The sequence below is a fragment of the Streptomyces albidoflavus genome, from assembly GCF_000719955.1.
In the GTDB taxonomy this organism is placed as follows: Bacteria; Actinomycetota; Actinomycetes; order Streptomycetales; family Streptomycetaceae; genus Streptomyces; species Streptomyces albidoflavus.
In genome coordinates this window covers 157435-169692 of record NZ_JOII01000009.1, presented here as the reverse complement: position 1 = coordinate 169692, position 12258 = coordinate 157435, and the positions used below count along the sequence as shown (strand labels likewise).

The 12258-nt window shown below is 70.6% G+C and carries 9 protein-coding genes and 1 tRNA gene; 7 read left to right on the top strand and 3 right to left on the bottom strand.

Annotated features, from left to right (window positions below; all coding sequences use genetic code 11):
- Positions 1-104: 104 nt before the first annotated feature.
- Together IF45_RS0113340 and IF45_RS31375 are read right to left on the bottom strand one after the other, a co-directional pair.
- The gene (locus IF45_RS0113340; RefSeq protein WP_030307549.1) at positions 105-1586 is read right to left on the bottom strand and encodes a DUF2252 domain-containing protein; all 1482 of its coding nucleotides are present in this window, start codon (positions 1584-1586) and stop codon (positions 105-107) included.
- A 263-nt stretch (positions 1587-1849) separates the two neighbouring features.
- Positions 1850-2311: a winged helix-turn-helix transcriptional regulator gene (locus IF45_RS31375; RefSeq protein WP_008410761.1), complete on the bottom strand. Its 462-nt coding sequence runs from the start codon at positions 2309-2311 to the stop codon at positions 1850-1852.
- Positions 2312-2456: 145 nt separating this feature from the next.
- Here IF45_RS31375 and IF45_RS0113330 point away from each other — a divergent pair, with 145 nt between their 5' ends.
- On the top strand, positions 2457-3119 hold the full coding sequence (locus tag IF45_RS0113330) for an FMN-dependent NADH-azoreductase (RefSeq protein WP_003949334.1): 663 nt from the start codon (positions 2457-2459) through the stop codon (positions 3117-3119).
- Positions 3120-3427: 308 nt separating this feature from the next.
- Here the strand turns inward: IF45_RS0113330 and IF45_RS0113325 are convergent.
- A tRNA-Leu gene (locus IF45_RS0113325) sits at positions 3428-3514 on the bottom strand.
- A 593-nt stretch (positions 3515-4107) separates the two neighbouring features.
- Here IF45_RS0113325 and IF45_RS0113320 point away from each other — a divergent pair.
- The 6 genes from IF45_RS0113320 to pknB all read left to right on the top strand — a co-directional run bounded on the left by IF45_RS0113320 (position 4108) and on the right by pknB (position 12219).
- Positions 4108-4974, top strand: a complete 867-nt coding sequence (locus IF45_RS0113320) for an FHA domain-containing protein (RefSeq protein WP_010644566.1) — start codon at positions 4108-4110, stop codon at positions 4972-4974.
- A gap of 10 nt (positions 4975-4984) precedes the next feature.
- On the top strand, positions 4985-5500 hold the full coding sequence (locus IF45_RS0113315; RefSeq protein ID WP_003949337.1) for an FHA domain-containing protein FhaB/FipA: 516 nt from the start codon (positions 4985-4987) through the stop codon (positions 5498-5500).
- Between the two features lie 144 nt (positions 5501-5644).
- Positions 5645-7129, top strand: coding sequence for a Stp1/IreP family PP2C-type Ser/Thr phosphatase (locus IF45_RS0113310; protein WP_030307547.1), 1485 nt, complete (start codon positions 5645-5647; stop codon positions 7127-7129).
- Positions 7130-7155: 26 nt separating this feature from the next.
- Complete coding sequence (locus IF45_RS0113305; RefSeq protein WP_003949339.1) at positions 7156-8580, top strand: FtsW/RodA/SpoVE family cell cycle protein; 1425 nt, start codon at positions 7156-7158, stop codon at positions 8578-8580.
- Positions 8577-10037 carry a peptidoglycan D,D-transpeptidase FtsI family protein gene (locus IF45_RS0113300; protein WP_003949340.1) on the top strand — a complete coding sequence of 487 codons (1461 nt, stop codon included), beginning with the start codon at positions 8577-8579 and terminating at the stop codon, positions 10035-10037. Before IF45_RS0113305 ends, IF45_RS0113300 begins: the two co-directional genes overlap by 4 nt.
- 193 nt (positions 10038-10230) lie before the next feature.
- Complete coding sequence (gene pknB / locus IF45_RS0113295; RefSeq protein ID WP_030307545.1) at positions 10231-12219, top strand: Stk1 family PASTA domain-containing Ser/Thr kinase; 1989 nt, start codon at positions 10231-10233, stop codon at positions 12217-12219.
- Positions 12220-12258: the final 39 nt, after the last annotated feature.

Below are 12258 nucleotides of genomic sequence, written 5' to 3'. Positions count from 1 at the left end.
ACACGGAAGGAGTCGTCGGCAGCGTCAGATGTGTATAAGAGACAGCCCTCCCGCTCACACCCCACCCCACGCGACCCCTCAACCCACCCCACACCCCGCTCCCCCTAAACCCCCATCTCCGCCGCCACCAGCCCCGCCCGCACCGCCGCCACCAGCCCCGCATGATCGGCCTCCGTCCGATCCGCATAGGCCACCGCGAACCCCGCAACCGCCTCGTCGAACACCTCCCCCTTGCCGCAGTACCCCGCTATGTGCCGCGGATCGGCACTGTGCGCATGCGCCCTGGCCAGCAGCGCCCCGGTCATTCGCGCGTAGTCGTCCACCTGGTCAGCCGGAAGCGCAGCGGGGTCCACACTCCCCTTGCGGTTCCTGAACTGCCTTACCTGATAGGGCCGTTGATCAATCGAAGTCCAGCCCAGCAGAACATCGCTCACCACCTGCATCCGCTTCTGCCCAAGCACCACCCGCCGCCCCTCGTGGCCGGCCTCGGGCACCGGGAACCCCGCGCGCCCCAGGTGCGGCCCCAGCACCGAGGGCCTGGCCTCCTTCACCTGCAGGACCAGCGGCTCCCCCCGGTGGTCGAGGAGCAGCACGACGTACGACCGGGTGCCGACACTCCCGGTGCCGACCACACGGAACGCCACGTCCTGCACCGCGTACCGGGCGAGCAGAGGGAGCCGGTCCCCGGGAAGAGTGCCGAGGTAGGGGCCGAGCGCGGCGGCGACCTGTGCGGCCTCGTCGTCGGATATCTCGGTCAGTACGGGAGCCGCGCCGACGAAGCGGCGGCCGCCGTCGGCGGTGGCCTCGGTGGACCGGGCGGCGAAACGGGCGCTGGTGTTGCGCCGGGCCTTCTCCGACACCCGGCCGAGGGTGCCGAGGAGGTCCTTGGCGTCGGCGTGCGAGACCAGTTCCTCGTCGGCCACGGCGTTCCACGCGTCCGCCACCGGCATCCGGGCCAGCAGCCGCATCGTCCGCCGGTAGGCTCCGGCCACGTCCCGGGCGGCGTCCCGGCAGCCCGCCTCGTCCGTCCCGGCCTCCCGTCCGGCCAGCACCAGCGAGGTCGCGAGCCGCTTCAGGTCCCACTCCCAGGGGCCGTAGGCCGTCTCGTCGAAGTCGTTGAGGTCCATGACGAGCCCGCCGCGGGCGTCGCCGTAGAGGCCGAAGTTGCCGGCGTGCGCGTCGCCGCACAGATGGGCCCCGACCTCGGTCACCGGAGTCCGCGCCAGGTCGTAGGCCATGAGCCCGGCCGCGCCGCGCAGGAAGGCGAAGGGGCCGGCCGCCATCCTGCCGACCCGGATCGGGGTCAGTGCGGGCAGACGGCCCTGGTTGGACTCCTCGACGGCCGTCACCGGGTCGGGCCGGTCCGGGTCGATCACCAGACCGGCGTGGGCGCCGCGCGGGACCCGTTCCCGCAGGGCCTTCCCGGCCCGGCGGGGATCGTCCCGCTCCGGCCTGCTCGCGAACCCGGCCACCCGGGGCAGCTTCACGGCCCGCCCCATGGGCGCCCCGCCCGCCTGTCCGCCGCCAGGCACTGTCACCCCGCCCGCCCCGGCCTCCAACACCCGCTCCGTCACGGTCTCCGTCATCTGATCGTCTCCCCCTCGACCCCGCACCCTCGGGCACGCCCCGACCGCCCCGCCCGCACCACGCCGGACAAGGCCCTGACCGCGAAGCCGCCGCCCACTCGTCGCGTACGCCCTGCCTCGCGAAAGCGACCGTACCGCCGCCGTGAGAAGGCCGCCGAGCCCTGTGGACAACCCCGGTTTGTGGACAACTCCGTCCCCCACACGAGTCACCCCAGCCCCACCCGCCCCACCGCGAACCCACGCCCCGCCAAGGACTCGGGCCGTCAGCAGCCCGCCCCCGGCTCGCCCACCACGCCGCCCAGCAAATGCTTCTCGCCCCAGCATCGGAGGGCGGACAGCGCGGGGCCCAGTTCCGCGCCGGATTCGGTGAGCCGGTAGGAGACGCGGAGCGGCGGGCCCTCGGTGACCTCGCGCAGGACGAGTCCGGCCGCGGCCAGTTCGCTCAGGCGGTCGGAGAGCATCCGTTCGCTGATGCCGGGGATGGCCCGGCGCAGGTCGGCGAAGTGGACGGGCTGGGTCATGAGGACGGCGATGATCGGGCCGGTCCAGCGCTTGCCGAGCAGTTCGAAGACCCGGGTGATGCCCAGGTCGACCCTGCCGCAGGGCTCCGGCACGGGCGCGGTCTCCGCGCGTTCGCCCGCCTCGGCCTCGTTTTGCGCTCGGTCGTTCCCGGCGCCGCCGCTGCGCGCGCCGTCCGTTCCCGTGGCCTTGCCGTTGCCCGCCATACCTCTCAGGGTACTGGGCCCGGGGAAGGGGATGAAAAAAAGTAAGCTCCTGTGTTATCCATAGTTGCGTACTAAACAACAGGCAGGACCGGGCGCCATCGACGTCGCCATGCCGGGCCCGCCTCAGCTCCCCCAGGAGACCCCCATGGCCACGCTGCTCCACATCGACTCCGCCATCTCCCCGGCAGGCTCCGCCTCCCGCGAGGTCACCGCCGCCTTCGTCAAGGCCTGGACCGAGGCTCACCCGGACGGGAAGGTCGTCCACCGCGACCTGGGCGCCCACCCGGTGCCGCACCTCGACTTCACCGCGGTGTCGGCCGGGTTCTCCGACCCCTCCGAGCACACCGAGGAGCAGCGGGCGGCGGTCGCGCTCCGCGACGAGCTGGCCACCGAACTGGAGTCGGCGGACGCCGTGCTGATCGGCGCCCCCATGTACAACTTCACGATCCCCTCGACCCTCAAGGCCTGGCTCGACCAGGTGATCATCGTCGGCCGCACCGGCGGCGAGACCGGCACGGTGGCGGGTACGCCCTTCACCGTGGTGGCCAGCCGTGGCGGCTCGTACGCCGAGGGGACCCCGCGCGAGAGCTTCGAGTTCGTCCAGAACTACCTGGAGAAGCTGGTCGCCGGCATGCTCGGCGCCGAGGTCGACTTCATCGTCCCGGAGCTGACGCTTGCCCCGGTCAACCCGGCGATGTCCGAGCTGATACCGCTCTTCGAGGCATCCCGCGCCAAGGCCCTGGAGGAGGCCGGCGAGAAGGCCCGCGCCCTCGCCGCCCGCCTCACCGAGGCCCCCGCGACCGTCTGACGCCGCATCCGGCCCGCCCCGCGCCCCGGAACACCCGCGCCCGCCACCGGCGGAGCCGCACGTTCCGGGGCGCGGGCGCTTCCGCACCCCGGCCGAAAAGTCCGCCCCGGCCGCAGGCCACCGGCCAGCGCCCCTGAGACAATCGTCACATCACATGAATCGCGGCCTCGATCAAGGCGGCGCACCGCCCCCACGCCAGCCGTCCCACCCGCACCACCGGCGCCCCACCACCCGGGTTCAACGCCCCCAGGCACAACGAAAACCGGGCCCCCACCAGAACTTTCGTCCTGATGGAGACCCGGTCTCCATGGTGCGCGAGGGGGGAGTTGAACCCCCACGCCCTTTCGGGCACTGGAACCTGAATCCAGCGCGTCTGCCTATTCCGCCACCCGCGCATTGGGTGTTGCCTTCCGGTCCGGCCCTGGTGGGCGCGGCGCCTTCCGACATGCAGAAGATTAGCACGGTGTTCAGGGTGGAATCACATCCCTTTCCCCGAGCCCGGCCGCGACCCGCCGAACCACCGGAACGAGATCCTCCGCAGGGCTCGCCCCCGCTCCCGCAGGACCCTTCCGCCCCGCCCTCTCCCCGCCCGCGCCCGGGAAGGGACGATTCGGCGCCGGCCGCTCCCGTCTCCGTCCCGTATACGCGACACTGAACAGGGAGAGCAGCGGGAAGGCACGGTGCGCGGGCGGGAGGGCGCGACGACGTCCGGCCCGTGAGAGGGTCCGGACCGCGCCCGCGACGTGGGCGCCCGCCTCGCGGCACCCGGCAGCGGGCGCCGGGACCCAGGACCCTGGCAAGGCCACCCGTGGCCGTGGCAGGGTCCCCCGGGAAGGTTCGCCCCGAGTCGTGAATCGGCGTGCACGGGGCATGTCTTGTGAGGGGCGACACTCGTGGGCGGGGCCGACAGGGGGAACCAGCCGATTTCCCGGCGCGTGGATACGATCAGTAAGCAGTACCAGGAAGCCAACGACGGAGGAGGTGCCCCATGGGAGTCCTGAAGCGTTTCGAGCAGCGTCTCGAGGGTTTGGTCAACGGCACCTTCGCCAAGGTCTTCAAGTCCGAGGTGCAGCCGGTCGAGATCGCCGGCGCGCTCCAGCGCGAGTGCGACAACAACGCGACGATCTGGAACCGCGACCGCACGGTCGTGCCCAACGACTTCATCGTCGAGCTCTCCACCCCGGACTTCGAGCGGCTCAGCCCGTACTCGGGCCAGCTGGGCGACGAGTTGTCCGGCATGGTCCGCGACTACGCCAAGCAGCAGCGGTACTCCTTCATGGGCCCCATCAAGGTCCACCTGGAGAAGGCCGACGACCTCGACACGGGCCTGTACCGCGTCCGCAGCCGCACGCTGGCCTCCAGCACCTCCCAGACGCCGGGCGGCGCACCCGCCCCCGGCGGCCACGCGTACCCCCCGGCGCCCTCGCAGGGCGGCGGCCCGGCCCCCGCTCCCGGCCGTCCGCCGCAGAGCGGCTACGGCTACCCGCAGCCCCCCGCCTCCCCGCCTCCCATGCCGGCGGGGCCCCCGCCCGGGACGCACGGCGGCGGTCCCTCGCAGGCCGGCGCGGGCTCCACCGCGCGCCGCTGGATCGAGATCAACGGCAACCGCCACCAGATCTCCCGCTCCACCCTCGTACTGGGCCGCAGCACCGAGGCGGACGTGCGGATCGACGACCCCGGAGTCTCGCGCAGACACTGCGAGATCCGGACGGGTTCGCCCTCCACGGTCCAGGACCTCGGGTCCACCAACGGCATCGTGGTGGACGGACAGCACACCACCCGCGCTACGCTCCGCGACGGCTCGCGAATCGTCGTGGGCAACACCACCATCATTTACCGGCAAGCCGAAGGGTGAAGCGGGGGCAATGTCAGAGCTGACCCTGACGGTCATGCGGCTGGGTTTCCTGGCCGTTCTGTGGCTGTTCGTGATCGTGGCCGTCCAGGTCATCCGGAGCGACCTGTTCGGCACACGCGTCACCCAGCGCGGAGCACGGCGGACCGCCGAAGCGCGTCCGCAGCAACAACGCCAGCAGGCCGCGCCGCCGCAGCAGCGCGCCCAGGGCGGATCGGGCCGCCAGCGGCGCGGGGCACCGACGAAGCTGGTGGTGTCCGAAGGGTCACTCACCGGCACCACCGTCGCCCTCCAGGGGCAGACGATCTCCCTCGGCCGCGCCCACGACTCCACGATCGTGCTGGACGACGACTACGCCTCCAGCAGGCATGCCAGGATCTACCCGGACCACGACGGCAAGTGGATCGTCGAGGACCTCGGGTCGACCAACGGCACCTACCTCGACCGGACCCGGCTCACCACCCCGACCCCGATTCCGCTGGGCGCACCGATCCGTATCGGCAAGACCGTCATCGAGCTGCGGAAGTAGTACGACAATGAGCGAGCGGAGCGAGCGGGCCGTCGTGATCCACCGTCAGGGTCCGATTCAGGAGGCGCTCCCGACCGGAGGGTGGGCAGTGTGGCTCGATCAGACCGGCTGTACCCGGAACCGTCGACAGGCGAGGTGCGGCGCATGAGCCTGTCACTGCGCTTCGCCGCGGGGTCGCACAAGGGCATGATCCGGGAGGGGAACGAGGACTCCGGTTACGCCGGCCCCCGCCTTCTCGCCATCGCCGACGGCATGGGCGGCCAGGCCGCGGGCGAGGTCGCCAGCTCCGAGGTCATCACGACCCTCGTGGAGCTCGACGACGAGATCCCCGGCTCCGACATCCTGACCTCGCTGGGCGCCGCCGTGCAGCGGGCCAACGACCAGCTCCGGGTGATGGTCGAGGAGGACCCGCAGCTGGAGGGGATGGGCACCACGCTCACCGCCCTGCTGTGGACCGGCCAGCGCCTGGGCCTCGTCCACGTCGGCGACTCCCGCGCGTACCTGCTGCGGGACGGCGTGCTCACGCAGATCACGCAGGACCACACCTGGGTGCAGCGCCTCGTCGACGAGGGGCGCATCACCGAGGAGGAGGCGACGACGCACCCGCAGCGTTCGCTGCTGATGCGCGCGCTGGGCAGCGGCGACCACGTCGAACCCGACCTCTCCATCCGCGAGGTCCGCGCCGGCGACCGGTACCTGATCTGCTCCGACGGCCTCTCCGGCGTCGTCTCCCACCAGACGATGGAGGAGACCCTCGCCAGCTACCAGGGCCCGCAGGAGACCATCCAGGAGCTGATCCAGCTCGCCCTGCGCGGCGGCGGCCCGGACAACATCACCTGCATCGTCGCCGACGTCCTCGACGTCGACTCCAACGACACCCTCACCACGCAGCTCAACGACACCCCCGTGGTGGTCGGCGCGGTCGCGGAGAACCAGCACCAGCAGCAGGACAGCGGTGCCATGGAGACCCCGGCCGGCCGCGCGGCGGGCCTCGGCCGTAGGCCGGCCGCCCCCAGCGGCTCCTTCGGCCCGCCCGGCAGCGGCTCCTCCGCCGAGTACGCCCCGGAGAACTCCTTCGGCGCGTACGGCGACGGGGACTTCGAGAAGCCGCGGCGCGGGCGCGCCTGGCTGAAGCGGTCGTTCTACACGGTGCTGGTCCTCGCGGTCGTCGGCGGCGGCCTCTACGGCGGCTACCGCTGGACCCAGACCCAGTACTACGTGGGAACCAAGGACGACCACGTCGCCCTCTTCCAGGGCATCAACCAGGACCTGGCCTGGGTGTCGCTCTCCAAGGTCCACCGCGACCACCCCGAGATCGAACTCAAGTACCTCCCGCCCTACCAGCGCAAGCAGGTGGAGGCGACCATCGCCGAGGGCGGCATGGACGAGGCCAGGGAGAAGGTCGAGGAACTCGGTGTCCAGGCGTCCGCCTGCAAGAAGGACGCCGAGCGCCGCTCCGCCGCGCAGAAGCAGCAGGAGGAGGCGAAGCCCGGCAAGGGCGACTCCGACGCGGCCGAGGACCTCACCGACGACGCCAAGAGCAAGAACAAGTCCGATGCCACTCCCACGCCCGGCCCCAGCCTCTCGGAGGAAGAGCAGAAGCTGGTCCCGCTGTGCGGTAAGCAGTAAGCAGCCGTTGGGGGCCTTTTCACGCCATGAGCAGTAGTACGACACAGACTTCCACCATCGGGGCCATCGGTGCGCCGAGCCGCCGCAACACCGAACTAGCCCTTCTGGTGTTCGCGGTGGTCATCCCCGTGTTCGCGTACGTCAACGTGGGCCTCGCGATCAACGACGAGATCCCCACCGGCCTCATCGGCTACGGCATCGGCCTCGGCCTGCTGGCCGGCGTGGGCCACATCGTGGTGCGCCGCTTCGCGCCCTACGCCGACCCGCTGCTGCTCCCGCTGGCGACCCTCCTCAACGGCCTGGGCCTGGTGCTGATCTGGCGCCTGGACCAGTCGGAGCGGCTCCAGCAGCTGTCGATGAAGGCGTACGGCACCTTCTCGCCCTCGGCGCCCAGCCAGCTGATGTACTCCGCGATCGCCATCGCCTTCTTCGTGGCCGTGGTGATCTTCCTCAAGGACCACCGCATCCTCCAGCGGTACACGTACATCTCCATGGTCGGCGCGATCATCCTGCTGCTGCTGCCGCTCGTGCCGGGACTCGGCGCGGACGTCTTCGGCGCCAAGATCTGGATCAACGTCGGCGGTTTCTCCATTCAGCCCGGTGAGTTCGCGAAGATCGTGATCGCGATCTTCTTCGCCGGGTACCTGATGGTGAAGCGGGACGCGCTGGCGCTGGCCAGCCGCCGTTTCATGGGGCTCTACCTGCCGCGTGGCCGCGACCTCGGCCCGATCCTGATGATCTGGGCGGTCAGCCTCCTCGTCCTCATCTTCGAGAACGACCTCGGCACCTCGCTCCTCTTCTTCGGCATGTTCGTGATCATGCTGTACGTGGCGACGGAGCGGACCAGCTGGATCGTCATCGGCCTGGGCATGGCGGCGGCCGGCGCGGTCGGCGTCGCCTCCTTCGCCTCGCACGTGCAGGCCCGCGTCAACGCCTGGCTCGACCCCTTCAGCTGCTACGCCGACTCCGGCGCCTGCGAGCAGATCGGCCAGTCGGTCATGTCGTTCGGCTCGGGCGGCGTCCTCGGCACCGGCCTCGGCCAGGGCGACTCCGACCTCATCGGCTTCGCCGCCAACTCCGACTTCATCTTCTCCACCGTCGGCGAGGAACTCGGACTGGCCGGCGTCATGGCCTTCTTCCTCCTCTACGCGCTGATCATCGAGCGGGGTGCCCGCACCGCGCTGGCCGCCCGTGACCCCTTCGGCAAGCTCTTCGCCATCGGCCTGACCGGCGCCTTCGCCCTCCAGGTCTTCGTGGTCGCCGGCGGCGTGATGGGGCTCATCCCGCTGACCGGTATGACCATGCCGTTCCTCGCGTACGGTGGTTCGTCGGTGCTCGCCAACTGGGCGCTGGTCGCCATCCTGATCCGCATCAGTGACACCGCACGCCGTCCCGCCCCGGCGCCGGCTCCTTCCCCCGACGCCGAGATGACCCAGGTGGTGCGCCCGTGAACAAGCCCCTGCGCCGGATCGCGATCTTCTGCGGTCTGCTGGTCCTCGCCCTGCTGGTGCGGGCCAACTGGATCCAGTACGTGAAGGCCGACGACCTGGCCACGCACGAGAAGAACCGCCGCGTCTCCATCGAGCGGTACGCCCAGCCGCGCGGCGACATCATCGTCGACGGCAAGTCCATCACCGGCTCCAAGGCCACCGAGGGCACCGACTACGAGTACAAGCGCACCTACAAGAACGGCGAGATGTGGGCCCCCGTCACCGGGTACGCCTCGCAGCTCGTCGGCGCCTCGCAGATCGAGAACCTCGAGGACGGCATCCTCACCGGCAACGACGACCGCCTCTTCTTCCGCCGCACGCTCGACATGCTGACCGGCAAGAAGAAGGAGGGCGGCAACGTCGTCACGACGCTCAGCGAGAGCGCCCAGAAGGCGGCGTTCGAGGGGCTCGGCGACCGCAAGGGCGCCGTCGCCGCGCTCGACCCGTCGACCGGCGCGATCCTCGCCCTGGCCTCCACCCCGTCCTACGACCCCGGAGTCTTCGCCGGGATCACCAACAAGGACGGCGAGGAGTTCTCCAAGCTCGACAAGAACAAGGACAAGCCGCTCGTCAACCGCGCGCTGCGCGAGACGTACCCGCCCGGCTCGACCTTCAAGGTCCTCACGGCGGCGGCCGCCCTGGAGCACGGGCTGGTCACCGACATCGACGCGAAGACCGACACCCCGCTCCCGTGGATCATGCCGGGCACCACGACGCCGCTGCCGAACGAGGGCAACATCCCTTGCAAGGACGCGACTCTCCGCGACGCGCTGCGGGTCTCCTGCAACACCGTCTTCGGCAAGATCGGCGCCGATCTCGGCAAGGACAAGATGCTGGAGACGGCGGAGAAGTTCGGCTTCAACGAGGAGCAGTTCACGCCGGTCCGCTCCAACGCCTCTGTCTTCCCCAAGGAGATGGACAAGTCGCAGACCGCGCTCTCCTCCATCGGCCAGTTCGACACCGCCGCCACCCCGCTCCAGATGGCCATGGTCACCTCGGCCATCGCCAACGACGGTGTCCTCATGGAGCCGTACATGGTCAGTCAGCTGCAGGCGCCGGGGCTCGACACCATCGAGACGCACGAGCCGAAGAAGATGAGCGAGCCGCTCTCCAAGGAGAACGCGCAGAAGCTCCAGCAGATGATGGAGACGGTCGTCAACGACGGCACGGGCTCCAACGCGCGCATCCCGGGCGTCACCGTCGGCGGCAAGACCGGTACCGCCCAGCACGGTGTGGACAACAGCGAGAAGCCGTACGCCTGGTTCATCTCCTACGCCAAGACGGCCGAGGGCTCCCCGGTGGCGGTCGCGGTGGTCGTCGAGGACGGCAGCGCCGACCGCCAGGACATCTCGGGTGGCGGCCTCGCCGCGCCGATCGCCAAGTCCGTCATGGAGGCGGTCGTCAACAACAAGAAGTGAGCCCGCAGCCGGCTATGAACCCCGTCACGGTCCGGAAGTTGTGGATCTTCACGCGCGGGGATACCGGTCAGGTATCAGCTCACGGCCAGGGCCGGAACGGCCTGTGCGGGGCGGGTACCGTATGGCCGGGCAGCACACCGCCGGACCACACACGGGTGCGGTCGGGACCGACGGAGAGAGCTGGTAGGTAGCTATGGAAGAGCCGCGTCGCCTGGGCGGCCGGTACGAGCTGGGCTCGGTGCTCGGCCGTGGTGGCATGGCCGAGGTGTACCTCGCCCACGACACGCGTCTCGGCCGGACCGTCGCCGTGAAGACGCTCCGGGCCGACCTCGCCCGCGACCCGTCCTTCCAGGCCCGGTTCCGCCGTGAGGCCCAGTCGGCCGCCTCGCTCAACCACCCGGCGATCGTCGCCGTCTACGACACCGGCGAGGACTACGTCGACGGGGTCTCGATCCCGTACATCGTCATGGAGTACGTCGACGGCTCCACCCTCCGTGAACTGCTGCACTCCGGCCGCAAGCTGCTGCCGGAGCGCTCCATGGAGATGACGATCGGCATCCTCCAGGCGCTGGAGTACTCGCACCGGGCCGGCATCGTCCACCGCGACATCAAGCCGGCCAACGTGATGCTGACCCGCAACGGCCAGGTCAAGGTCATGGACTTCGGCATCGCGCGGGCCATGGGCGACTCCGGCATGACGATGACGCAGACCTCCGCCGTCATCGGCACCGCCCAGTACCTCTCCCCGGAGCAGGCCAAGGGCGAGCAGGTCGACGCCCGTTCCGACCTGTACTCCACGGGCTGCCTGCTCTACGAGCTGCTCACCGTCCGGCCGCCCTTCGTCGGGGACTCCCCGGTCGCCGTCGCCTACCAGCACGTGCGCGAAGAGGCCCAGGCGCCGAGCGTCTTCGATCCCGAGATCACGCCCGAGATGGACGCGATCGTCCTGAAGGCCCTGGTCAAGGACCCGGACTACCGCTATCAGTCAGCCGACGAGATGCGGGCCGACATCGAGGCGTGCCTCGACGGCCAGCCGGTCGGCGCCACCGCCGCCATGGGCGCGGTCGGTTACGGCGGCTACCCGGACGACCAGCCGACCACGGCGATGCGCCCGCAGGACGGCTCGGCGGCCACCTCCATGCTCCCGCCGGTCAACCCGGACGAAGGCGGCTACGGCTACGACGACCGGCCGGGGCGCCGGCGCCAGCAGCCGAAGAAGAACACCAACACCTCGACCATCCTGCTGATCGCCGCGGGCATCCTGGTGCTGATCGGCGCCATCTTCATCGGGAAGTCGCTCTTCGGCGGTGGCGGGGGCGACAACAAGGTCTCCGTCCCCAACCTCGTCGGGAGCACCCTCTCCGAGGCCAAGAAGAAGGCCGGCAACGTCGACCTGGAGCTGAACGTCTCCGCCCGCGAGGAGTGCGAGGACCAGCCCGCCAAGCACATCTGCAGCCAGGACCCCGAACCGGGCGGCGGCGACGGCGCCAAGGTCGAGCGGGGCAGCACGGTCAGTGTCGTCGTCTCCACCGGCGCCCCGAAGATCACCGTCCCGGACGTCCAGGGGCTCTCCTTCGAGAAGGCCGAGGAGCAGCTCAAGGCGAAGGGCTTCACCGACATCGAGCAGAAGGCCGAGGAGTCGGACCAGACGCCCGGCACGGTGATCGGCCAGGACCCCGACCGGGACTCCGAGGTCGAGAAGGGCACCACGATCACGCTGACCGTCGCCAAGGAGAAGGCGATGACGGCGGTGCCGGACGTGAGCGGCAAGAGCTGTGAGGAGGCCACCTCGCAGCTGGAGGGCAGCGACCTCAAGGCCAACTGCGTCGAGGAGGAGAACGAGGCGGAGGCCGGCAAGGTCTTCTCCCAGACCCCCGCGGCCCAGGCTCAGGTCCAGCCGGGCTCCACGGTCACCCTGAAGATCGCCAAGGCGGCCGAGAAGGTCAAGGTTCCGGGCGGCCTGCGCGGCCAGAAGCTCGGCGACGTGAAGAAGGCCCTGACCGACGCGGGCCTGACGGTCGGCAACGTCTCCGGCTCGCCCGACGACAACGCCCTCGTCGCCGCGCTGGACCCGGGTGAGGACGCCGAGGTCCCGAAGGGCACCGCGGTCAACCTGACCACGGTCGGCCCGCCCGGCGAGGACGGCGGCGGCATCTTCGGCGGCGGCCGCGGCCGGGACTGACCTCCCGCACGGCAGGCACGAACACGTGAAGCCCCGGCA